16 protein-coding genes and 1 pseudogene are annotated in these 24,614 nt (G+C 61.8%); 10 read left to right on the forward strand and 7 right to left on the reverse strand.

The window, feature by feature from the left end; translation table 11 throughout:
- Together VFE81_RS07315 and VFE81_RS07320 are read left to right on the forward strand one after the other, a co-directional pair.
- Positions 1-662, forward strand: a pseudogene (locus tag VFE81_RS07315) (flippase); the annotation flags it as partial.
- Entirely contained in the window at positions 659-3,106 is a 2,448-nt protein-coding gene (locus VFE81_RS07320; RefSeq protein ID WP_325043957.1) for a glycosyltransferase family 4 protein, read from the forward strand. The pseudogene VFE81_RS07315 and the gene VFE81_RS07320, both read left to right, overlap by 4 nt.
- 270 nt (positions 3,107-3,376) lie before the next feature.
- On the opposite strand, the gene VFE81_RS07325 is transcribed toward VFE81_RS07320, so the two are convergent.
- The gene (locus VFE81_RS07325) at positions 3,377-4,579 is read right to left on the reverse strand and encodes an acyltransferase (protein WP_325043958.1); all 1,203 of its coding nucleotides are present in this window, start codon (positions 4,577-4,579) and stop codon (positions 3,377-3,379) included.
- A gap of 240 nt (positions 4,580-4,819) precedes the next feature.
- Here VFE81_RS07325 and VFE81_RS07330 point away from each other — a divergent pair, with 240 nt between their 5' ends.
- Positions 4,820-4,963, forward strand: coding sequence for a hypothetical protein (locus VFE81_RS07330; protein ID WP_325043959.1), 144 nt, complete (start codon positions 4,820-4,822; stop codon positions 4,961-4,963).
- A gap of 304 nt (positions 4,964-5,267) precedes the next feature.
- Positions 5,268-6,185, forward strand: a complete 918-nt coding sequence (galU, locus tag VFE81_RS07335) for a UTP--glucose-1-phosphate uridylyltransferase GalU (RefSeq protein ID WP_325043960.1) — start codon at positions 5,268-5,270, stop codon at positions 6,183-6,185.
- Between the two features lie 159 nt (positions 6,186-6,344).
- Here galU and VFE81_RS07340 read toward each other — a convergent pair whose 3' ends face one another.
- The 5 genes from VFE81_RS07340 to glcD form a co-directional block, all read right to left on the reverse strand.
- On the reverse strand, positions 6,345-8,519 hold the full coding sequence (locus tag VFE81_RS07340; protein WP_325043961.1) for a malate synthase G: 2,175 nt from the start codon (positions 8,517-8,519) through the stop codon (positions 6,345-6,347).
- Between the two features lie 105 nt (positions 8,520-8,624).
- Positions 8,625-9,029 (reverse strand): heme-binding protein, encoded by a 405-nt coding sequence (locus VFE81_RS07345; protein ID WP_120291848.1) that lies wholly within the window; start codon positions 9,027-9,029, stop codon positions 8,625-8,627.
- 19 nt (positions 9,030-9,048) lie between these two features.
- Complete coding sequence (gene glcF / locus VFE81_RS07350) at positions 9,049-10,341, reverse strand: glycolate oxidase subunit GlcF (protein WP_325043962.1); 1,293 nt, start codon at positions 10,339-10,341, stop codon at positions 9,049-9,051.
- 21 nt (positions 10,342-10,362) lie between these two features.
- Positions 10,363-11,430 carry a glycolate oxidase subunit GlcE gene (gene glcE / locus VFE81_RS07355; protein ID WP_325043963.1) on the reverse strand — a complete coding sequence of 356 codons (1,068 nt, stop codon included), beginning with the start codon at positions 11,428-11,430 and terminating at the stop codon, positions 10,363-10,365.
- On the reverse strand, positions 11,430-12,929 hold the full coding sequence (glcD, locus tag VFE81_RS07360; RefSeq protein ID WP_325043964.1) for a glycolate oxidase subunit GlcD: 1,500 nt from the start codon (positions 12,927-12,929) through the stop codon (positions 11,430-11,432). Before glcD ends, glcE begins: the two co-directional genes overlap by 1 nt.
- Positions 12,930-13,180: 251 nt before the next feature.
- Here glcD and glcC point away from each other — a divergent pair, with 251 nt between their 5' ends.
- Together glcC and VFE81_RS07370 are read left to right on the forward strand one after the other, a co-directional pair.
- The gene (glcC, locus tag VFE81_RS07365) at positions 13,181-13,948 is read left to right on the forward strand and encodes a transcriptional regulator GlcC (RefSeq protein WP_325043965.1); all 768 of its coding nucleotides are present in this window, start codon (positions 13,181-13,183) and stop codon (positions 13,946-13,948) included.
- Positions 13,949-14,106: 158 nt separating this feature from the next.
- Entirely contained in the window at positions 14,107-14,982 is an 876-nt protein-coding gene (locus VFE81_RS07370; protein WP_325043966.1) for an MOSC domain-containing protein, read from the forward strand.
- 2 nt (positions 14,983-14,984) lie between these two features.
- On the opposite strand, the gene VFE81_RS07375 is transcribed toward VFE81_RS07370, so the two are convergent.
- Positions 14,985-15,365 carry a response regulator gene (locus VFE81_RS07375; RefSeq protein WP_325043967.1) on the reverse strand — a complete coding sequence of 127 codons (381 nt, stop codon included), beginning with the start codon at positions 15,363-15,365 and terminating at the stop codon, positions 14,985-14,987.
- A 115-nt stretch (positions 15,366-15,480) separates the two neighbouring features.
- On the opposite strand from VFE81_RS07375, the gene VFE81_RS07380 reads away from it, so the two are divergent.
- The 4 genes from VFE81_RS07380 to VFE81_RS07395 all read left to right on the forward strand — a co-directional run bounded on the left by VFE81_RS07380 (position 15,481) and on the right by VFE81_RS07395 (position 24,323).
- Positions 15,481-16,692: a GAF domain-containing sensor histidine kinase gene (locus VFE81_RS07380; protein ID WP_325043968.1), complete on the forward strand. Its 1,212-nt coding sequence runs from the start codon at positions 15,481-15,483 to the stop codon at positions 16,690-16,692.
- Positions 16,693-17,140: 448 nt separating this feature from the next.
- Positions 17,141-19,681 carry a nitrite reductase large subunit NirB gene (nirB, locus tag VFE81_RS07385; RefSeq protein WP_325043969.1) on the forward strand — a complete coding sequence of 847 codons (2,541 nt, stop codon included), beginning with the start codon at positions 17,141-17,143 and terminating at the stop codon, positions 19,679-19,681.
- A gap of 35 nt (positions 19,682-19,716) precedes the next feature.
- Positions 19,717-20,070: a nitrite reductase small subunit NirD gene (gene nirD, locus VFE81_RS07390; protein ID WP_325043970.1), complete on the forward strand. Its 354-nt coding sequence runs from the start codon at positions 19,717-19,719 to the stop codon at positions 20,068-20,070.
- A 53-nt stretch (positions 20,071-20,123) separates the two neighbouring features.
- Complete coding sequence (locus tag VFE81_RS07395) at positions 20,124-24,323, forward strand: bifunctional nitrate reductase/sulfite reductase flavoprotein subunit alpha (protein ID WP_325043971.1); 4,200 nt, start codon at positions 20,124-20,126, stop codon at positions 24,321-24,323.
- Positions 24,324-24,614 lie beyond the last annotated feature (291 nt).

Below are 24,614 nucleotides of genomic sequence, written 5' to 3' on the forward strand. Positions count from 1 at the left end.
CGCGTTTGAATATCGTGCCGACCGCACTGGTGCGCACGCTGTTTCCGCGCCTGTCCGCCGTGGGTCGTGCGGATGCGGACACCATCACGCAACAGTCGCTCGAATTCCTCAATGGTGTGTTCACGCCGGTCGCGCTGGTCGCGATGCTGGTGCTCGAACCGTTTCTGCATCTGTGGGTCGGCAATGAGATCGCCACGGTGGCGGCACCGGTGGGCCGAATCATGATCGTCGCGGTTTGGCTCGTCGGCCAGGCGAACGTCACGCGGATTCTGATCCAGTCGCAGGTCAACCCGGCCACGGCTGCGCGCGTCGGTTTGTTCGAATTGCCCTTGTTTGCAGGGGCTTTGTGGTTAGGCATTACGCATTTCGGTTTGACTGGCGCGGCGATGGCCGTGGCCGGCCGGGCACTGTTCGATTACGCCGTGCTACTGCGCCTGTCGGCGATTCGCGCCCGCCAGATCGCGCTCGACATGCTCGCCCACCTCACTTTCCTGCTGGCCAGCCTGTGGCTTGCCAGCTTCCTGCCAAGTCTCGCTTTGGCGATCGTCGCCGGTCTGTTGATGGTAGGCGCGAACGTCGCCTGGTCGATCACGATGACGCCCGCTTTGCGCGATCTTGCGCGTTCACTGCTGTTGCGACTGAATCCGAGGAAAAGCGCATGAACCACGAAGTCCTTGAAGAAGCCGTGCTGCAACCCGCAACGCGCAGTGCACTGGCGGAACTCACTACTGTTCCCGGCGTTCAGGCGCCGTCGCGCCGCGCGGCCTTGCGCAGCGACAAGACGGTGCGTGTCGCGATCGTGCACGACTGGCTCGTCACCTATGCGGGTGCCGAGAAGGTGCTCGAGCAGATCGTTGCGTGCTTTCCGGACGCCGACCTGTTCAGCCTCGTCGATTTTCTCGACGACCGCAGTTTTCTGCGCGGCAAACCGGTCACGACCTCGTTCATCCAGAAACTGCCGCTCGCGCGCACCAAATACCGCACGTATCTGCCCTTGATGCCGCTCGCGATCGAACAGCTCGACGTGTCGGCCTACGATGTGGTGATCTCGAGCAGTCATGCCGTTGCAAAAGGGATTCTCACTGGCCCCGACCAGGTGCATATCAGCTACGTGCATTCGCCAATCCGCTATGCGTGGGATCTGCAGCACCAGTATCTTCAGCAGTCGAAGCTGACCAGCGGTCCGAAGTCGGCAATGGCACGCCTGATTCTTCACTACATCCGCAACTGGGATATCCGTACGTCGAATTCGGTGGATGGCTTCGTTGCGAACTCCGAGTTCATCGCGCGGCGCATCAAGAAGGTCTATCAGCGCGAAGCGCAGGTGATCTTTCCGCCGGTCGACGTCGAGGCGTTTTCACTGTGCACCGACAAGGATGATTTCTATCTGACCGCGTCGCGAATGGTGCCGTACAAGAAGATCGATCTGATCGTCGAGGCGTTCGCGCAGATGCCCGAGCGCAAGCTGGTAGTGATCGGCGACGGTCCCGACATGCAGAAGATCCGCGCCAAGGCGGGGCCCAATGTCGAGATCATGGGCTACCAGCCGTTCAAGGTGCTCAAGGAAAAGATGAGCCGCGCGAAAGCTTTCGTATTCGCTGCGGAAGAAGACTTCGGCATTTCAGTGGTCGAAGCGCAGGCGTGCGGCACGCCGGTTATCGCCTACGGCAAGGGCGGGGCGCTCGAAACCGTACGCGATCTGTCGGAGGCGCGGCCCACGGGCATGTTCTTCGACGATCAGAACGCCGAGTCGATCATTGCGGCGGTCGAGCGTTTCGACGACCATGTGAAGCGTTTTTCACCGGTGGATTGCCGCGCGAACGCGGAGCAGTTCTCCGCCGCCAATTTCCGCGAACGCTTCTTCGCCCATGTGCGGGCCGCGGTGCCGGCATTGCGCTCGGCGACGCTGCCGCCGTATGTCCCCTACAAAGCAGCCGCGGGTGCCAACGCACCGCGCATTCTCGCGGTCGATCAGAGCGGCGTGCTCGGCGGCGCCGAGTTATCGCTGCTGGAGATCGTCAAGGCCCTGCGCTCGCGCATTGAAGTCGTGCTGTTCGACGACGGTCCGTTCCGCACTGCTTTGGCCAAGGCCGGTGTGACTGTCAACGTGCTGGATGCCGGCGCATTGCGCAATGTCCGTAAGCAGGGCGGTTCCTTGCCGAAGGGGCAAGCGCTCAAAGGCCTGATGTCGCTCGTGCGCGCCACCGCGAAACGCGCGCGCGACGCCGAGGTGATCTACGCCAACACGCAACGCGCGATGGTGATCGGCGCGATTGCGGGCAAGCTCGCGAGGCGGCCGGTGGTTTGGCATCTGCGCGATATCGTGAGTCCCGAGCATTTTGGCGGCAAGCAACTGGCGATTATCAAGTGGTGCGCGCGTCTCGGCCTCACGCACGTGATCGCCAATTCGGCGGCTTCCGCTCGCGCCTTCGCGGATCTGACGCGCTTCGACAAGAAGCGTATCGACGTGGTGTTCAACGGCATTTCCGCGGCACCGTTCGACGCGTTGCGCACGGTCCCGCAAGCGACACTGCGCCAGCGTCTGAACTTGCCGCAGGACGCATTTCTGGTCGGCTCGTTCAGCCGCCTCGCGCGCTGGAAGGGGCAACACGTGCTGCTCGAAGCGATGGTCCTCAATCCGCACATGCATGCGGTGCTGGTAGGCGCGCCGCTATTCGGCGAAGACGCGTACGAGATCGAACTGCATGCCTTTGTCGCCGCACACAACCTCGGCGGACGGGTGCATTTCCTCGGCTTCCAGCACGACGTTGCAGCTTGCATGTGTGCGGTCGATGCGGTCGTCCATACGTCGATCACGCCGGAGCCGTTTGGGCGCGTGATCGTCGAGGGCATGCTGGCGCAACGGCCGGTGGTGGCCGCGCGCGCGGGCGGTGTGCTGGAGATCATCGGCGACTACGAAAATGGCGTGCTGTGCACCCCCGGCGACGCACATGGTCTCGCCGATACGCTCGCCGAATTGCGTTCGAACGACGATCTGCGCAACAAGCTGGTCAGGAACGGCTATCAGACCGCGCTGAGCCGGTTCGGTACCGCGACCTATGTCGAGGGTGTCGAGCGGATTTTGAAGCGCGTGGCGGGGCGCTAAGGCGCTTACGCGAGCGGCTTTAAGCAGGTTTGTTGAACGGTTGAATTAACGCGGGGGGTAGGCAGGGACTCGGCCGGTTTCTGTCGTTAGCGCAGCGGAGCGAAAGTCCTAAGGACTTCCGCTCCGTTTTTTTCGCGCCGCGCACTGCCCATGCAACCGGGTTGGACAGCGTGGTCCCGGCGACACGTCACGGCTCGCTTACGTTGCCGAAGGAGAAACCTGTTTCTGAACTGAACATTGTGTTTCCCCGACCTTTCTACCGCATCGCTCTCAGGCTGGCTTCACTACACGCTTCGGTTTGAAACTCGCGGACCACTTCATCGCCGGCAGTTCGACCAGCCGGTAGAACACATACGCCACCGGCACGGCCACCAGCATGTAGCCGAACGACGGCCAGATCGACATCTGCAGCGACGACCGGAACAGGATCGAGGACAGCAGCACGAAGATCGGCAGATGGATCAGATAGAGCGAGAAGCTGAAATCGCCGAACCGTGACAGGAGGCGCACGCCTGGGGTATCGGCATTGCGGCGCTCCAGCGCCTTGTACAGGTAGAAAGCGAAGCCGACCGCCCAAAACTGGAAGGCCCCGTACTGGCCGAAATGGAACGCAGCGCATCCGAGCGCGATGAATGCAGCGGCGAGCACGTAGAGCCAGACCGACGAGCGCGCATTCGGAGCGGCATGGGCCTTCGTGTCGGCGATCCACGCGCCGAGCATCCACGAAAACCAGTAGGACGTGAAGAACTGAATATCGTGGCGCTCGAGCACATAGGCTGACACCACGTTGATGACCGCGACGATCGCCAGCACGGAAGTCATGCCCAGACGCCGGCGCAATGCAAATAGCAGCGGATAGATCGCATAGAACTGTACTTCGAGCGAGAGCGTCCAGAGCGCGCCGTTCGACCCATACGTCTTGCCGGCCACGCCTTGCAGCGAAACCAGGTTGACGAGGAACGCCTGCAGGCCGATTTCGCGGATCTTGTGATTGACCGGCGGCAACTGCAAGCTGACCCAGTCGAGTGCCAAGGTCAGCACGAGCGCCGCCAGCAACACCGGATAAATGCGCGCGAAGCGGCGCACCCAGAAATTGCCGGCGTCGAGCCGGTAGCCGGGATTTTTTGCCAGTCGCAATGCGCCGCCCCGATGAATGCAGTAGCCGCTGATCACGAAGAAAATCGGCACGCCGGCCGAACCCCATGCAATCGGGAACGTCAGATAAGCGGCAATCGTATTCAGACTGAAAGAATGGCCGACACTTTGGTGAAAGGTCTGCATGCCGACCCATTCGACCTGGCGGCAATGAAAATACGCGACCAGAAGCGCGGCGAAGCCCCGCATTGCGTCGATTACATGTTCCTTGCCGACGCTGTCGGCGCGCGCCTCGCTCTGCGCGCGCGGCGCGGCGGCCGGTCGTGACGGGGAGAGGGGCAGGGATGAGCCGGCGGCATCCAGTGCTGAGTCGCTCATGCGCGGTCCTTATTCAGACGGAGGAAAAAGCTTATTCCCGGGCGCCATGCGCGCCCGCGATGCATGACATGCTAGTGCACCGTGGCGGCAAAAAATCGATAAAAAATTCCATGCCGATTTGAATTAAATGGCGATTTTGTGACGAATTGTAATTACGTATAAGCACTTGCTACATCGAATTATTTGCCGGTTTTGTCGTGCTAATTTAAGACACGGATTTTCTTGACCAGAGGTGAAGTCATGAACCTGCATTTACTCGCCGGCATTGCCGTGCTACTGATCCTTGTCGCCGCCTCCGCTTACCGGGAGGCGCTGCGCAACGAGCCTATCCGCCGTTTTCGCATCAACCCGGCCAAGCTGCCCCAGCTCGACGAGAACGAATGAGCGGTGCCGGAAAGCACTCGGGAGCGGCCGCGATTCGCGTCTGGACACGTTCGGGTAGCCCGCTATCCGCTTCGCCGGATGCGTAAAATTTTCGGAATCTCCGAAAATAATTCAATTCAGATACGTAATTGTTTCCTGATGCATGTCACGATCCGGAATATCGAAATGGAATCGATTTATTTATTCGAATCGAGAAAATTTCACGCCTGAAATGGATTAATTTTTTGTTAGTCTTTTCGGCGACATCGAGTGGCCGTCAGGCCCGCGAACACACCAATTTCTAACCGATGTGGGAATGCCTACCATGCTGAAAGTCACCAAAGCCGTGTTTCCCGTAGCGGGCCTCGGGACACGATTCCTGCCGGCTACCAAAGCAAGCCCCAAGGAAATGCTGCCTATCGTCGACAAGCCGCTGATCCAGTACGCGGTTGAAGAAGCGATTGCCGCCGGCATCACCGAGATGATCTTCGTGACGGGCCGCAGCAAGCGCGCCATCGAAGATCATTTCGACAAGTCCTACGAGATCGAAGCGGAACTCGAGGCGCGCAACAAGCAGAAGCTGCTCGACCTAGTGCGCAGCATCAAGCCGGCCAATGTCGACTGCTTCTATGTCCGTCAGGCCGAAGCACTCGGTCTGGGCCACGCGGTGCTGTGCGCCGAGAAACTGGTGGGCGAGAGCCCGTTCGCCGTGATTCTGGCTGACGACTTGCTGCACAGCTCGAAGCCGGTGATGAGCCAGCTCGTTGACACGTTCAACCACTATCACAGCTCGGTGATCGGCGTCGAAACCATCGCACGCGAAGACAGCCGTTCGTACGGCGTGGTGGATGGCAAGGAGTGGGAAGACAATGTGATCAAGCTGTCGGGCATCGTCGAAAAGCCGGCACCGGACAAGGCACCGTCGAATCTCGGCGTGGTGGGCCGCTATGTGTTGATGCCGACCATCTTCAAGCATATCCGTGCGCTCAAGCCGGGCGCCGGCGGTGAGCTGCAATTGACCGACGCGGTGCAATCGCTGCTGACTGAAGAGCAGGTGCTCGCCTATCGTTACTTCGGCACACGCTTCGATTGCGGCAGCAAGCTCGGTTATCTGAAGGCGACGGTGGAATTCGCGCTGCGCCATCCGGAAGTGAAGGCCGAGTTCGAAGCCTATTTGCAAACGTATATGCAGACGAATATGCCGGCCAGCGTCCCGGCGCAGTACACGGCAGAAGCGGCTTAAAGCGGCTTCCGCGGCAGGAGACTGAGGAGACGGGGGCTTCTTCGGAATTAAAACGGGCGCCGCATGATGCGGCGCCCGTCTTTCTTTCTGGCGTGGTTCGAGGCTGGGGTCCGGCCCAAAAAATCGAGCCTTAGACCTAAGCCACGGCCCAAACAGCCTTTACTGCGCCTTCTTCACTTCCAGCCGGAACTTGTGCAGCAAGGGTTCCGTATAGCCGCTCGGCTGCTGGCGTCCTTCGAATACCAGTGCCTGCGCGGCCTTGAATGCCAGCGTGTCGAAGCCCGGCGCCATCGGCTGGTAGTACGGATCGCCTGCGTTCTGCTCGTCGACCACCTTCGCCATACGCTTGAAGGTCTCTTCGACCAGTTCACGCGTCACGACGCCGTGATGCAGCCAGTTGGCGATGTGCTGGCTGGAAATGCGCAGCGTCGCACGGTCTTCCATCAGGCCGACGTTGTGAATGTCCGGCACCTTCGAGCAGCCCACACCCTGATCAATCCAACGCACCACGTAGCCGAGAATGCCTTGCGCGTTGTTCTCGACTTCGCTGCGGATCTCGTCCGCATTCCACTTTGCCTCGGCGACGACCGGAATCGTCAGCAGGCCGTCGAGCAGTTCGTCGCGCACCTTTGAGTAGTCCGTGCGTTCGAGTTCCTGCTGAACCGCTTGCACGTCGACCTGGTGATAGTGCAGCGCGTGCAGCGTCGCGGCGGTCGGCGAGGGCACCCATGCGGTGTTCGCGCCAGCCTTCGGATGCGCGATCTTCTGTTCGAGCATGGCGTGCATCAGGTCGGGCATGGCCCACATGCCCTTGCCGATCTGCGAGCGGCCACGCAGGCCCGCGCTCAGACCGACCAGCACATTGCTGCGCTCGTACGCGGTGATCCATGCGCTCGACTTCATGTCGCCCTTGCGCATCATCGGGCCGGCTTCCATCGCCGTGTGCATTTCGTCGCCGGTGCGGTCGAGGAAACCCGTGTTGATGAACGCGACACGCTCGGACGCTTCGCCGATACAGGCGAGCAGGTTGACGGAGGTACGGCGCTCCTCGTCCATGATGCCCATCTTGATCGTGTTGCGCGGCAGTTTCAGCAGATCTTCGACGCGCGCGAACAGCTCGCTCGCGAACGCGACTTCGGCCGGGCCGTGCATTTTCGGCTTCACGATATAGATCGAGCCGGTGCGCGAATTCAGCTTGTGTTTGCGGTCATGCAGTGCGCACAGCGTGGTGATGACGCCGTCGAGAATGCCTTCCGGAATCTCCTGGCCGTCTTTGGTCAGCACCGCCGGGTTCGTCATCAAATGACCGACGTTACGGATGAACAGCAGCGAGCGGCCATGCAGCTTGACCTGCGACTTGCCGTCCGCACCGGTGTACTCGCGATCGGCGTTCAGACGGCGCGTGAAGGTCTTGCCGCCCTTCGTGACTTCTTCCGTCAGGTCGCCGTTCATGAGGCCGAGCCAGTTGCGATAGAGCTGGACCTTGTCGTCCGCATCCACTGCTGCAACGGAGTCTTCGCAGTCGATGATCGTGCTCACCGCTGCTTCGACCAGCACATCCTTCACGTGCGCCGAATCGGTCTTGCCGATCGAATCGTTCGCGTCGATCTGGATTTCGAAGTGCAGGCCGTTGTGTTTCAATAGCACGGCCGACGGCGCGCTCGCGTCGCCCTGATAGCCGATGAACTGCGCCGGCGTTTTCAGTTCGGTCTTGCCGTTCTTCAGCGTGACAACGAGCTTGCCACCTTCGACGCTATACAGGGTGGCGTCGACGTGCGAGCCGTTCGCGAGCGGCGCGGCCTGATCGAGAAACTTGCGGGCATAAGCGATCACCGCGGCGCCGCGCACCGGGTTGAAGGCCTTCTGCTTTTCGGCGCCGTTGGTCTCGGGGATCGCATCGGTGCCGTACAGCGCGTCGTACAGGCTGCCCCAGCGTGCGTTGGCAGCGTTGAGCGCATAGCGTTGATTCGACAGCGGCACCACGAGTTGCGGGCCGGCCTGTTCGGCGATTTCGGTGTCCACGTGGTCGGTCGTGGCTTTGACGCTTGCCGGCGAGGGCACGATGTAGCCGATGCCTTCGAGGAAGGCGCGGTACGCGTGCAGATCGCGCACCGGACCCGGATTGGCGCGATGCCAGGTGTCGAGTTCGGTTTGCAGGCGGTCGCGCTCGGCCAGCAGCGCACGGTTTTTGGGCGCCAGCTCGTGCACGAGGGCGTCGAAACCCGACCAGAATGCGGCGCTGTCGATACCGGTGCCGGGCAGGGCTTCGGTTTCGACGAACTGGTCGAGGTTGGCGGCGACTTGCAGTCCACCGCGCGGGTTCATCTGAGTCATCGACTGCTCCATCTCTGAATGGGACCGATGTGGGGGCATCGGTCCCTGTTGTGCTTCTTGCTCTTATTGATTGCCGCTTTGAACGAATCCGAACGGATATCGAACTTAAGCGGCGATCGCTTGAATACCCGCCTTGGCGATTTGCGCGTCCTGATCCGACTTGACGCCCGACACGCCGACCGCGCCCACCACCTGGCCGTCGACGATCACCGGCACGCCGCCTTCCAGCGTGCCTTGCAACGGCGCGCTCAGGAATGCCGTGCGGCCGTTGTTGATCATGTCTTCGTACACCTTGGTCTCGCGGCGGCCAATCGCCGACGTACGGGCCTTTTCCGTCGCGATGTACGAGCTGGCCGGCGCGCTGCCGTCCAGACGCAGCATGCCGAGTGGGTGGCCACCGTCGTCGACCACCACGATAGCGACGGCCCACTGGTTCTTCTCAGCTTCCGCGCGGGCGGCTTCGAGGATTCGGGTCGTTTCGGCAACGGTCAAAACGGGTTTGCTCAGCATAATGAATTTCCTGTTTCGTTTATGGTAGGGATGCTTCTACAAGTTCTATCCAGTGGCGCACCGGAGTGCGCCCGGCGCCGTCCAGATGCGTCTGGCAACCGATGTTGGCCGTGACGATCATCTCCGGTTTGCCGCTTTCCAGCGCATCGAGCCGGTTGCTCCGTAATCTTTCCGCAAGCTCCGGCTGGGTGATCGAATACGTGCCCGCCGATCCGCAACACAGATGGGCGTCGGGCACGGCGGTGAGATCGAAGCCGAGCCGTTGCAGGATCGACTCGACCGCGCCGCCCAGCTTCTGCGCGTGCTGCAACGTGCAGGGGCAATGAAACGCGATTTTCCGCTGCGCTTCATCTGACAACTGCGTTGGCCCCTGCGCTTGCAGGTGCGAGGACAACTTCGCCGGCGATTGATTCGCCTGCAACTGATCGAGCGGCTCGTTAGCCAATACCTCCACGAGGTCTCGCGTCAGTTCGCTGACCCGCTGCGCTTTTGACGCATAGCCAGGGTCGTCGCGCAACAGATGCCCGTACTCCTTGACGAACGCGCCGCAGCCGCTCGCGGTTTGCACGATCGCCTCGGCGCCGGCCTCGATGGCGGGCCACCACGCGTCGATATTGCGCCGTGCGCGCGCCAAGCCTGCCTCTTGCGCATTCAGATGATAATCGGTCGCCCCGCAGCAGCCGGCCTGCCTGGCATTCACGATGCTGATGCCCAGCCGGTCCAGCACGCGCGCGGCGGCCGCGTTGGTGTTCGGTGACAGCGCGGGTTGCACGCAGCCTTCCAGCATCAGCATTTTGCGCGGATGCCGCGACGCCGGCCTCGGTTTTGTCCCAGCGTTTGCCCGAGCGCTTCGTTTGGGGATTTTACGTCCAAGCGCGGCGGGAAGAAATGGCCGCATGGCCCGGCCGGTTTCAAGCAGCGCGCGGAATACGGCGGAATTCGGGATCACACGGCGCAAACCCTCGCGCAGCAGGCGTTCCGAAGCAGGGCGAACAATGCGCCGCTCCAGTTCGGCGCGGCCGATATCGAGCAGCGCGTGATAGGTGACACCTGACGGGCAGGTGGTTTCACAGTTGCGGCAACTCAGGCAGCGGTCGAGGTGCAACTGGGTTTTCCGCGTGACCGGCTCGCCTTCCAGCATCTGTTTGATCAGATAAATGCGGCCGCGCGGGCCGTCGAGTTCGTTGCCGAGCAACTGATAGGTCGGGCAGGTCGCGTTGCAGAAGCCGCAATGCACGCACGAGCGCAGGATCTGTTCGGCTTCGTCGGCGCGCGACAGGGTTTTGGCGGCGTCACTGAGATTGGTTTGCATGTGTAGTTTGCCTTCAGGGCTTCACAGACCGGCATACAGACGGCCGGGGTTGAAGAGGCCGCGCGGGTCGAGTTGCTGCTTCAACTGCTGGTGAAAGCGCAATAGCGCTTCGGGCAGCGGCGTGAACGGCTCGGCGTCCGCGCGCGGCGTGAAGCAGGTCGCGTGGCCACCAGCGGCGTGCGCGATCTGGCGGATCGTCGCGGCTGGCGCATCGCTTTTCAGCCAGCGCTGCGCGCCTGCCCAGTCGAGCAGCGTGTCGCCGGGCAAACGGGTCAGCGGCGAAGCGTTCGGCAGCGAGAGGCGCCACAATGGGCGCGGGTCGTCGAAAAACGCCAGACGGTGCTCACGCAGCGCGTCCCAGAACGGCACATCGAGTTCGGCGCCGCCGATGCGGTCCACGGCCGAGGCCACCGACCCCATGCCGCCTTCGAGCCGCACATGCAAACGTCCGTCGACGTGACAGGCGCCGCTGATCGGCAACGCCGCCTTGCGCCACGCGGACAGTTCGCGCAGCGCTTCGCCTGCGTCGAGATCGAGCGTGAGACTGCCGATCGCGCGCGGCTTCGGCAACACCTTGAGCGAGACTTCGGTGATCAGGCCGAGGCAGCCGAAGCTGCCCGCGAGCAGGCGCGAGACGTCGTAGCCCGCGACGTTCTTCATCACTTCACCACCAAAGCGCAACTGTTTGGCGCTACCCGTAATGACGCGGCATCCCAGCACGAAATCGCGTACCGAACCGGACCACGGCCGGCGTGGTCCGGCGAGACCGGCGGCGACCATGCCGCCCACGGTGGCGACGCCGTCGAAGGTCGGCGGCTCGCAAGGCAGCATCTGACCGGCCGCATCGAGCGCGGCGTTCAGTTCAGCGACCGGTGTCCCGGCACGCGCAGTGATCACGAGTTCAGTCGGGTCGTAGCTGACGATGCCGCGATGCGAGCGCGTGTCGATCGGCGCGCCTGGCACCAGGCGCCCGAGAAAAGCCTTGCTGTTGCCGCCGCGAATCTTCAGCGGCGTACCGCTTGCCCAGGCCTGCGAGACTTCGGCGACGAGCCGTTCGCTATCGTCCATCGATACCGGTTCGATCAGCATCAGAAACGCTCCAGTTCAGGAAATGGCAGTGCGCCGTGGTGGACATGCATCGAGCCGAATTCGGCGCAACGGTGCAGGGTCGGCACGTTCTTGCCGGGGTTCAGGAGGCCGCCTGGGTCGAAAGCGGCTTTCAGCGCGTGGAAGAAGCTCAGTTCGTCGCTATTGAACTGCGCGCACATCTGGTTGATCTTTTCGCGGCCCACGCCGTGTTCGCCGGTGATGCTGCCACCCACCGCCACGCAGAGTTCGAGGATCCTTGCGCCGAGCGTTTCAGCGCGTTCGGTTTCGCCGGGTGCGTTCGCATCGAACAGGATCAGCGGATGCATGTTGCCGTCGCCTGCATGAAACACGTTGGCCACGCGCAAGCCATATTCGTTCGAGAGGTCCTCGATGCCTTTGAGCACGCGCGGCAATTCGCGGCGCGGGATCGTGCCGTCCATGCAGTAGTAATCCGGCGAGATGCGGCCCACCGCGGGGAACGCGTTCTTGCGGCCAGCCCAGAAACGCTGGCGTTCGGCTTCGTCTTTCGCGAGCCGGATATCGGTTGCGCCCGCCGCGCGCAGGAGCGCTTCGACCCGTTCCACGTCTTCCTGTACATCGCTTTGCGCGCCGTCGACTTCGCACAGCAGGATCGCTTCCGCATCGATCGGATAGCCTGCGTGGATGAAGTCTTCCGCGGCGCGAATCGCGAGGTTGTCCATCATTTCGAGGCCGCCTGGGATCACGCCCGCGCCGATGATCTGCGCGACCGCTGCGCCCGCTTTCTCGACGTCGTCGAAACTGGCGAGCAACACCTTGGCGCTTTGCGGCTTGGTGAGCAGCTTCACGGTGACCTCGGTGACGATGCCGAGCATGCCTTCCGAACCGGTAAATAGCGCGAGGAAATCGAAGCCGGGTGCGTCCAGCGCATCCGAGCCGAGTGTGATGCGCTCGCCGTCGATGGTGAGAATCTCGAGCTTCAGGATATTGTTGACGGTCAGTCCGTACTTCAGACAGTGCACGCCACCCGCGTTTTCCGCGACGTTGCCGCCGATTGAACAGGCAATCTGCGACGAGGGGTCCGGCGCGTAATACATGCCATGGGGCGCGGCGGCCTGCGAGATCGCGAGATTGCGCACGCCGGGTTGCACGCGGGCAATGCCGGCCTCGGGATCGACATCGAGAATCCGGTTAAAGCGCGCCATCACCAGCAGAATGCCTTTGTCCAACGGCAGTGCTCCGCCCGACAAACCGGTGCCGGCGCCGCGCGCGACCACGGGAATCTTTTGGGCGTTGGCGAATTTCAGCAGCGCCTCGACCTGTTCGACCTTGTCGGGCAGCGCGACCAGCATCGGCGTCGCGCGATAGGCGGCGAGGCCGTCGCATTCGAACGGACGTAGATCTTCCTGTTCATGGAGGAGTTGCAGATCGGGGATCAGCGCTTGTATTTGCGCGACGACCGCGGATTTGTCGTGTGTCGCGAGCACGCCGTCGATGCGCTCGTCGTAGTGATAGCTCATGGGGGAGTCTCCTGGTGCCGCGCGAACCGGGCGGTCATACCCGTGGGCACGGGCGCGCGAGCGTGTCTCAGGCGGGATTGTTGCGGCTGCGAGCGTTGGTGTCGACAGGCGAGACAAGTGGTCGTACCAGTTTTTGATTTGCTGTTTTCAAAGCCAATACGTCCAATGAGTTGATGTGCATGAGTTGTAGCGGATACGCCTCGTTCTGGCGTGTTAGCATTCCAAGGTGGTCATACCAGTTGGAATTGACAATGCAGACAGCGGATTCGGAAAGCTCGCGGCAGGTAGCGGACGTCGTCGCCGAGCGTATCGAGCGATTGATCGTCGACGGTGTGCTGAAAACGGGGCAGGCGCTGCCGTCCGAGCGGCGCCTCACCGACAAGCTCGGTGTGTCGCGTACGGCGCTGCGCGAGGGGCTCAAGCTCTTGCGGGCGCGTGGCATCATCGAGACCTCGCACGGCAAGGGCTCGTTTGTCGCTAGCCTTACCGCGCAACCCACGCTCACGCCGATGATGCATCTGCTCGGCTCGCAGCCGCGCACGCTCTACGATCTGTTCGAAGTGCGCGCCTTGCTCGAAGCAGAATCCGCACGGCTCGCGGCGCTGCGCGGCACGGCCGCCGACTTCGTGCTGATCACGCGACGCTACGAAGAAATGCTCGCGGCGCACGGTAAGGAGACGAGTGCATCCACCCACGCGCGGCTCGATCATGCGTTTCACCTCGCGATTTGCGAGGCCTCGCATAACCCGGTGCTGGTGCATACCTTGAGCACACTAACCGATCTGCTGCTGAGTTCGGTGTTCGCGTCGGTGAACAATCTTTATCACCGCGAGCCGCAAAAGCGGGTAATCGATCGTCAGCATGCACGGCTCTACAACGCCGTGACTGGCAAGCTGCCCGAGCAGGCGAAGAAGGCGGCGGCCGACCACATCGAGAGCGTGTGTGCGAACCTACGGGAAATCGAACAGGAAGAGCAGCGGCTCGTGCGCGCAACGCTGCGGCTGGAAGGCTGGGAATAGTGGCACAGCGGTTTCCGCTTGAAGCCGCGAAGCCACTGGCGCAGCGTTTTCAACGCGAGGGGTGCAGATAAGATGCAGATGGGTGCCACGACGCCGCCGCTATGCGCTTTACAATCGAGCATTCACAGAAAAATCGCGTGTTCCCCACGCTTCACACCATGCCCACGATCAGCGAGCTGTTTGTCTATCCGATCAAATCCTGCGCCGGCATTGCGCTCACTGAAGCGCGCCTGCTCGCCACCGGCCTCGAATACGATCGATGCTGGATGGTCATCGACCCAAGCGGCGCGATGCTCACGCAGCGCGCGTACCCACGCATGGCGCTGATCAAGGTTGAACTTGGCGAACACGAACTCGTGATCTGCGCGCCGGGCATGAGCGAATTGCGCACGCCGCTCGACGCCGCCGGACTCAGCGCACCGCAAAAGGTACAAACCACGGTGTGGCGTGACACGGCCTACGGGCTCGATACCGGTGAAGAAAGCGCCACATGGTTTTCAGCGTTTCTCGGCGTGCCGGCGCGGCTTTTGCGCTTCAATCCCGAGCGCGAGCGGATAGTCGATCCGGACTACACGGGCAGCATCGGCGGCGCCACCACCTATTTCGCCGATGGTTTTCCGCTGCTGGTGATCGGCCAGGCCTCGCTCGACGATCTGAACGTGCGCCTCAACAGCAAGGGCGCACCGTCGATTCCGATCAACCGGTTTCGCCCCAACGTCGTTCTGACGGGACTCGATGCGTACGAAGAGGATTATGTCGAGAGCCTGAGCGTCGAAGGCGTAGAAGATGAGGCCGTGCAATTGCAACTGGTCAAGCTGTGCTCGCGCTGTCCGATGCCGACCATCGATCAGGCGAAGGGCGCGCCCGATCCCGACTGGCCGAACGAACCCACCGACACGATGAGCGTTTACCGGGCGAATCCGCAGCGAGAGGGGGCGTTGACGTTCGGCAACAATGCAGTCGTCGCGCGGGGAGCGGGGGCGTGGCTGCGGGTCGGGCAGGCGGTCGAAGCCGAACTGGGTTTTGGCGATTAAGCCTAATGCTTGCCGCGCCCGGTCAGCGCCGCGAGGATCACCTGCATCGACACGGGCTTGACGAAATGATGATTGAATCCGGAGCGTAACGATTCGTTCTTGTCCTCGTCGCGCGCGAGGCCGGTCACGGCGACCAGCGTGGGTGCCGGCGTGTCGGCCACGCAGCGGATGCGCCGGGCGACCGCGCGACCGTCGAGATGCGGCATTTCAACGTCGAGTAGTGCGGCTGCGGGGTGCCATGCGCAATACTGCGCGAGCGCGTCGAGGCCGTTGCGCGCGGTCCGGATGTCGAAACCATGCGCGCTGAAAAAGAGGACGTAGGCGGCTAGCAGATTCGGATCGTCGTCCGCGATCAGGAGGCGTGCGTCATCGTCAGTGGACATCCGGTTTCTCCAGGTTGCGTTCCTTGTAGTGAGCAATTTGAAGTCCCGATAGAATCGAAGCTCAATATTTTGTTTTCTTCGGCCATTCCGGCCAGGTTTCAGGCACTGCTTTCTTATGAATAAATTACCGATTGGGGACGACGAGGAAGCGCGAATCGCACGGGACATCGAGGCGGTCAGCCGCATCGACGCCGTGCCGTCGATCCTGCGCCTGATCTGCAAGAACACCGGGATGGGCTTTGCTGCGGTGGCCCGGGTCACGGAGCAAAGCTGGACAGCCTGCGCGGTGCAGGACGATGTGAACTTCGGTTTGGTCGCCGGCGGCCAGCTCGATCTGCGTACCACCCTGTGTTTCGAGTCGCGCGCCGCGCGTGCGTCGATCGTGATCGACAATTTCGATAACGACCCGGTCTATAAAGACCATCACACAGCGCAGATCTACAAGTTGGGTAGTTACATTTCCGTACCGATCGTTTTGCCCGACGGCAGCTATTTCGGTAATCTCTGCGCAATCGATCCGAACCCGAATGAGCTCTCAAACGCGCGCACGCTGAGCATGTTCGAGGTATTCGCCGATCTGATCGCGATCCAGCTTGCCACGGAAGGGCGCCAGCAGGTGGCTGAGGCGGCGCTGCTCCACGAACGGGAAGTGTCCAGCTTGCGCGAACAGTTCATCGCGGTGCTCGGCCATGACCTGCGCAATCCGTTATCCGCAGTTAGTGCAACCGCCGAACTGCTGACGCTGCGCAAGAACGAGCCCGACCTCGTGAAAATCGGCCAGCGTCTGAAGACCACGACCTTGCGCATGGCGCACCTGATCGACGACGTGATGGACTTCGCGCGCGGCCGGCTCGGTTCCGGTATCGGCGTGTCGATCGAGGAGGACGTCGACGATCTGGCGACCGCGTTGCGCATGGTGGTCGCCGAAGCGCGCGAGGCCAATCCGGAGCGGATGCTGGCCGACGATATCGTGATCTCCACGCGGGTTCGTTGCGATCGCGCCCGCGTGCAGCAACTGCTTTCGAACCTGCTCGGCAATGCGATGACGCATGGCGCAACGGAGTTTCCGATCGCGGTGCGGGCGCGGGTGGACAACGGCGAGCTCGTGCTGACGGTATTGAACGGCGGCAACGTGATTGCGGTGGATGCCTTGAACAAGGTCTTCGAGCCTTACTGGCGGCCGCCTACCAGCAAACCGGGCGGTGGCCTGGGGCTCGGCCTGTATATCTGCAAGCAGATCGTCTGTGCGCATGGCGGCACGCTCGATGTCAGATCGTCCGCCGAGGACGGCACGGCGTTCGTTGCGAGATTACCGATCGGCGGTTGAGCTCACGCGGCTCGCACGATTGCTTCCCTCACCACGTTTCGCCCTCAGACCGGGAAAAGCACCGGCAATGCACGCACCATGTGCTCGCGACTCGCACGCGTACAGTGCTGCGTCGCACCATCCATGTGCCTCGCTGCATCAAAACGTGCTGCGCACCATGCCGGCAGCACACCCCTCCCATTCGCCGCCAGGCCCCGCGCCACGGCGCTTCAGCAGGAATTTCGCGCAATTGGCACAGCCTTTGCATTAAGCCTTGCCAGCGGATCAACGTAGATCCGTCGTGAGTGCGATAACAACGTACTCGCTGCAGCACAGGTCAGGACAACGGCGTCCCCCGAATTCAGTCATCGACTGGGTTCGCGGGACGCCGTTTTTATTTCCGGAATCGCTTTCGTCCAGATGCCCCACGTCAGCGATCGAAGCACAGCACATTGAGGAAGCCGCGGTCATGAAAATCATCGTTATCGGTCACGGGATGGTCGGCCACAAACTGGTCGAATGCCTGGCACAGGACGCGGCGCATGGCCTCGATATCACTGTGCTGTGCGAAGAGTCCCGGCCGGCATACGACCGTGTGCACCTGTCCGAATTCTTCGCGGGCAAGACGGCTGACGATCTGTCGCTCGTCGAGCCGGGTTTCTTCGAACGTCAGAACGTCTTGCTCAAACTGAATGCGAAAGCCGTGGCGATTAATCGCGATGCGCGCATCGTGACGGTATCGACCGGCGAGACATTGCCATACGACAAGCTGGTGTTCGCCACGGGCTCCTATCCGTTCGTGCCGCCCGTGCAGGGCCGCGAGCGGGCCGACTGCTTCGTCTACCGCACTATCGACGACCTCGAAGCGCTGCAGGAATGCGGCGCGCGTTCGAAGACCGGTACGGTGGTCGGCGGCGGCCTGCTTGGTCTCGAATGCGCGAAGGCATTGCGCGACATGGGTCTGGAAACGCACGTGGTCGAATTCGCGCCGCGTCTGATGGCGGTGCAGGTGGATGACGGCGGCGGCCGCGTGCTGCGCACCAGGATCGAAGAACTCGGCCTGACGGTCCACACGCAGAAGAACACCTTGGCGATTGTCGACGGCGAGAACGGCACGCACCGCATGCAATTCGCCGACGGCAGTTTCCTCGACACCGACATGATCGTGTTCTCAGCGGGCATTCGCCCGCGTGACGACCTCGCACGCGAAAGCGGCCTCGCGCTCGGCGAACGCGGCGGCATCGTGATCGACAACGCGTGCCGCACCAGCGACCCGCACATCTATGCGATCGGTGAGTGTGCGCTGTGGAACGGTCAACTGTTCGGCCTCGTCGCGCCCGGTTACGACATGGCGCGCACGGTGGCGAAACAATTGCTCGGCGACTCGGCGGAGTTCGCCGGCGCCGATATGAGCACCAAACTGAAGCTGATGGGCGTGGACGTTGCCAGCATCGGCGACGCGCACGGCAAGACGCCGGGCAGCCGCACCTATCAGTTCAGCGACGAACGTAAGCAGGTCTACAAGAAGCTCGTGGTGTCCGATTGCGGCAAGTATCTGCTCGGCAGCGTGATGGTGGGCGACGCGAGCGAGTACGGCACGCTGCTGCAAATGATGCTGAACCGGATCGAATTGCCGCAGTCGCCTGAATTCCTGATCCTGCCGTCGTCCGACGGTCAAGCAAAGCCGGCGCTCGGCGTCGAGGCATTGCCCGCCGCCGCGCAGATCTGCTCATGCAACAACGTCTCGAAGGGCGACCTGTGCGCGGCCGTCTGCGCGGGCGCGACCGACATCGGCGCGTTGAAGTGCGCAACCCAGGCCGGCACCTCGTGCGGCGGCTGTGTGCCGCTTGTCACGCAGGTGATGAAAGCCGAGATGAAGAAGCAGGGCCTCGCGGTCAACAACCACGTGTGCGAACACTTCCCGTATTCACGCCAGGAGCTGTATCACCTCGTGCGTGTGGAAGGCATGCGCAGCTTCGGCGAATTGCTGGCGAAGCACGGACACGGCCTCGGCTGCGATATCTGCAAGCCGGCTGTGGCGAGCATCCTCGCGTCGTGCTGGAACGAATTCGTGCTGAAGAAGGAGCACGCCTCGCTGCAGGACACCAACGATTACTACCTCGCCAACATCCAGCGCGACGGCACCTATTCGGTGGTGCCGCGCATGGCAGGCGGTGAGGTGACGCCTGACGGTTTGATAGCGGTCGGCCAGGTGGCGAAAAAATACGGCCTCTACACGAAGATCACCGGCGGCCAACGGGTCGATCTGTTCGGCGCACGGGTCGAGCAATTGCCGTTCATCTGGGAAGAACTGATCGCAGCCGGGTTCGAGTCTGGCCATGCGTACGGAAAATCGCTGCGCACGGTGAAGTCGTGCGTCGGTTCGACGTGGTGCCGCTACGGCGTCGGCGATTCGGTGGGGCTCGCGGTTGAACTCGAGAACCGCTACAAGGGCCTGCGCACGCCACACAAGATCAAGTTCGGCGTATCCGGCTGTACGCGCGAATGCGCGGAAGCACAAGGCAAGGACGTCGGCATCATCGCGACCGAGAAGGGCTGGAATCTCTACGTCTGCGGCAACGGCGGCATGAAACCGCGCCATGCCGAATTGCTCGCCTCGGACCTCGATAAGGAAACGCTGGTGCGCTACATCGACCGCTTCCTGATGTTCTACGTGCGCACGGCAGACCGTTTGCAACGCACCAGCGTGTGGCGCGACAACCTCGAAGGCGGCCTCGACTATCTGATCGACGTGGTCGTCAACGATCGTCTGGGCGTGGCCACGGAACTAGAAGTGGAAATGCAGCACGTGGTTGAAACCTACGAATGCGAATGGAAGAAGGCCGTCACCGATCCTGAGACGCGCAAGCGCTTCCGTCACTTCGTCAACAGCGGTGAGTCGGATAGCCATGTCGCCTTCGTCGAAGAGCGCGGCCAGATCCGGCCCGCGACAACGGCCGAGCGGCAATCAAAGCTCGCTTCGATTCCTGTGGTTGTCGAAACCGTTTGATTCTTTTTTTGCGTCATTCACCGAGGACTTCCGCCATGAACCTTGACCGCCTTCCGCTTGCCTGGACACCGGTTTGCCCGCTCGACGACATCGTTCCCAATACGGGCGTGTGCGCGCTCGTCAACGGTGAACAGGTCGCGGTATTTCATGTGGACAACGGTGACGCGGACAGCATCGTGTATGCGATCGAGAACTACGATCCGGGCTCACAGGCGGCGGTACTCTCGCGTGGCTTGATCGGCAGTCTCGGTGAGCGTCTCGTGGTCGCTTCGCCGATCTACAAGCATCACTTCGATCTGCGCACCGGCGAGTGCCTCGAAACACCGGCGTATTCCGTCAGCGCGTTCGCTGCGCGGGTGGAAAGCGGGCAGGTGTGGGTCGCGATGTGAATCACTGACTGTTTCCGATTGTTTATCAACTTTGCCGAGCTATACCGCCTCCCATGTCCTCCAGTAGCGTAAAAACGGTGTGTCCCTACTGCGGCGTCGGCTGCGGAATGGTGCTGCACGTCGAGGAGGGGCAGGTCATCAAGATTTCCGGCGACAAGGAGCATCCGGCTAACTTCGGACGGCTCTGCACGAAGGGCCAGTCGGCGCACGTCGCGTTGCGCAAATCGGGGCGCCTGGAAGGCGCGTTCGTGCGTCATGCACGCGACCAGGATCCGGTGCCGCTGCCGATGGCGCAGGCAATCAGCGACACAGCGACGCGTTTGCGCGGCCTGCTCGACGCGCATGGACCGGATGCGCTCTCGTTTTATGTGTCCGGACAGATGTCGATCGAGGCGCAATACCTCGTCAACAAGCTCGCGAAGGGTTTTGTCGGCACCAACAACATCGAATCGAATTCGCGTCTTTGCATGGCGAGCGCGGGCAGCGGCTACAAGCTCTCGCTCGGCGCAGACGGTCCGCCGGGTTCGTACGAAGACATCGATCACGCCGACCTGTTCTTCGTGATCGGCGCGAATATGGCCGACTGTCACCCGATTCTGTTCCTGCGCATGATGGATCGCGTGAAGGCCGGCGCGAAACTGATCGTGGTCGATCCGCGCCGCAATACGACGGCTGACAAGGCCGATCTCTTTCTGCAGATCAAGCCGGGTACCGATCTCGCGTTGCTCAATGGTCTGCTGCATCTTTTGCACGAAAACGGCCATACGGACGCGTCTTTTATCGCTGACGCTACCCAAGGCTGGGATGCGATGCCCGGTTTTCTCGCGGACTACACGCCAGAGAAAGTCGCGGAAATCACGGGCCTCGCCGCGGAGAACATCCGCCGGGCCGCCCAGATGATCGGCGCCGCGCCGGAGTGGATCAGCTGCTGGACCATGGGCCTGAATCAGAGCACGCACGGCACGTGGCACACCAACGCGATCTGCAATCTGCATCTGGCGACGGGCAAGATCTGCCGCCGGGGCAGCGGTCCGTTCTCGTTGACGGGTCAGCCCAACGCGATGGGCGGCCGTGAAATGGGCTACATGGGGCCGGGCTTGCCGGGACAGCGTTCGGTACTGGTCGAAGAAGACCGTGCATTTATCGAAGATCTGTGGGGCATCCCGAAGGGCACACTGAAGACCGAAGTCGGCAACGGTACGATCGATATGTTCACCCGCATGGCCGCGGGCGAGATCAAGGCGTGCTGGATCATCTGTACCAATCCGGCGGCGAGTGTCGCGAATCGTCAGAACGCTATCGCTGGATTGCGCGCGGCAGAGCTCGTGATTTCGCAGGACGCGTTCCTCGACACCGAGACCAACCGTTACGCCGACGTGTTGTTGCCCGGCGCGCTGTGGGCAGAAGCCGAAGGCGTGATGATCAACTCGGAGCGCAACCTCACGCTGATGCAAAAGGGCATCGAGCCGCCGGGTGCCGCGTTGCCGGACTGGCAGATCATCGCGCGTGTTGCCTGTGAAATGGGTTTCGCCGAGGCGTTCACCTATGCGAGCGCCGAAGAAGTTTTCGCGGAAATTACCCGCGTGTCGAATCCAAAAACGGGCTATGACTTGCGCGGCGCGAGCCATCGCCGCCTGAAGGACATCCCGTTGCAATGGCCGCTTGCCGCTGAAGACACGACTGACCGCAATCCGATTCGCTACATCAACGACGGCGTCAGCCAGACGCTGAAAGAACGCCCCGACGGTAGCCGTCCGCGACTGGTATTCCCAACCGCAAGCGGCAAAGCGGTGTTCTTCGCCCGTGCCTTTGCGGCTCCGGCCGAATTGCCGGATCGGGAATTTCCGATCGTGTTGAATACGGGCCGCTTGCAGCATCAGTGGCACACGATGACCAAGACCGGCAAGGTCGCGATGCTCAACAAGCTGAACCCTGGTCCGTTCGTCGAGATTCATCCCGAAGATGCGGCCACGCTCGGCATCAAGGCCAAAGATCCGGTCGAAATCCGGTCGCGCCGCGGACGCGCCGTGTTGCCTGCGGTTGTCACGGAGCGCGTGCAGGCAGGCAACTGCTTTGCGCCGATGCACTGGAACGATGTGTTCGGCGACGACCTGTGCATCAACGCAGTCACCAGCGACGCAATCGATCCGATCTCGCAGCAACCCGAACTCAAGTTCTGTGCGGTCGCGCTGAGCCCGGTTGCGGTTGAAGCCATCGAGCCGATTTCGATTACCGATGACGAGACGCTTACCGACGAGCCTGCCGTTGCAGCCGGCGCTATGCCGGCGAGCGCTATATCGGCGAACGCCGAGGAACAGGACATGCCCCGTATCGAAGCACTTTCCCGCCTGTTGCAACTTCCGCAGACACCCGCACCGTCGTTCACGGAGACCGAGCGGACGTATCTGAGCGGTTTCGTCAGCGGCCTGCGTTCGGCCGAAGCACAGGGCATCGTCAGCGTACCGGTCTTGCCGGGCAGCGCACCGTTTGAGCGGACGAATCGTCTGTATGTGGATGGCTTGCTGGCGGGACTTTATAGCCACGGCGGAACGAGTGCGGCTGCGTCTGGGGGTGCACTTGCCGCGCCGCAGTCAGACGCACACGCTTCTGGCGTACGCATCGTGCGCGTACGCCCTAAAGTCACGCTGCTGTGGGCCTCGCAAACCGGCAACACTGAATCGCTTACCGAGCGTTATGCCACGCGCCTGATGGAGTCGCGCTTCGAAATCCGCACGTCATGCATGGCGGACTATCAGGTCTCGACACTCGCGAAATCGCAATACGTGCTGCTCATGACAAGCACGTTCGGCGACGGCGATCCACCGGACAACGCACAAAGTTTCTGGTCCCAGTTGAGCAGCGACGCAGCGCCTCGTCTCGAAGGCGTGCGCTACGCGGTGCTCGCGCTGGGCGATCGCAACTACGATCAGTTTTGCGGCCATGGTCGCCGGCTCGACGAGCGTCTTGCCGAACAAGGCGCGGTGCGTCTGATGGATCGCGTCGATTGCGACAGCGAGTATCAGGAGAGTGCCGACGCGTGGCTTGAACACATCATCGTGCGGATCAACGAAGAAGATGCAGCGCTGCATGCCGTGCCGCCGGGCGGCATGATCAACGCCGTGGTGCCTGGCGCCGTGCCGACCAAAACGCGGCCGGCCGCATCACGGCTCGTCAGGAACCTGCAACTGAACAAGCAGGGTGCGGTGAAGGATACGCGCTACTTCTCGTTGAGCGCGGGCGACTCGGGCATCGAATATGAAGCGGGTGATGCGCTGGGCGTATGGCCGAGCAATTGCCCCGAACTGGTCGACGAGTTGATCAGCCTGAGCGGCTTGAGCGCCGACGCGGCGGTCAATGTGTCAGGCGCCGGCGAAATGCGCCTCGCCGATGCACTCGGCAAGCACTATGAGATCGCGCGCCCCAGCCCGGATTCACTCGCATTTATCGCTGCGCGCAGCACCAACAACTCACTGCGCGATCTGTTGATGCCGGAGCGCAAGTCGGATCTTAAACAATGGCTGTGGGGCCAACAACTCGCCGACGTGCTCCACGAATTTCCAGTGACCCTGACGGCCACCGAATTGACCGGCATGCTCAAGCGCCTGCAACCACGTTTGTATTCGATTGCATCGAGCCCCAAGGCGCATCCCGGCGAAGTTCATCTGACAGTTTCAGCGGTTCGCTACAGCAATGGCCGTCGCCATCGCAAGGGCGTCTCGTCGACGTTTCTCGCCGATCGCGCCGGTGACGTCAGCGTGCCGGTATTCGTGCAGAAATCCGCACACTTTCGGCCTCCTCACGTTTCCGATACGCCGATCATCATGGTCGGTCCTGGCACCGGTGTTGCACCGTTTCGCGGCTTCCTGCACGAGCGGCGTGCACGTGGCGACAAGGGGCGTAACTGGCTGTTCTTCGGCGAACAACATGCGGCCACGGATTTCTACTATCGCGACGAACTTGAAGCAATGCGGGACAGCGGTGTATTGACCCGGCTCGATGTGGCGTTCTCACGCGATCAAACGGAAAAGATCTATGTGCAGGACCGCATGCGCGAGCAGGGTGCACAACTGTGGGCATGGCTCGAAGAAGGTGCGCATTTCTACGTCTGCGGCGACGCAAGCCGGATGGCGCGAGACGTCGACGCAACGCTCAAGCATGTGGTCGCCCAGCACGGTGGCATGAGCGAAGAAAAAGCCAGCGATTATGTGACCCGTTTGGCGCAGGAAAAGCGCTACGTACGCGACGTTTATTGATTTTTGAAGCAGAAAACACCTGTGCGATGTAGATGTTCTAAGGAATACATAGTAATACTTAAGCAGATGGACCCGGATGGCATGAAGCTTGCACGTTAAAGCCGGTATTCAACATCGTGACCGTTCCGGTGCGCCGTGCCAGGCGCAGTGCACCTGGTAATCGAACAATCAGCATATGTGAGGATGTCTAATGAAAAACGTGATGAGCTCCCTGAAGAGCGGCGATTGGCGAGCGCTAGTGGCGTGCTTTCTCTATTTCGACACGGGCTTCACCGTTTGGGTGCTGTACGG

Source organism: Paraburkholderia sp., assembly GCF_035656215.1.
In the GTDB taxonomy this organism is placed as follows: Bacteria; Pseudomonadota; Gammaproteobacteria; order Burkholderiales; family Burkholderiaceae; genus Paraburkholderia.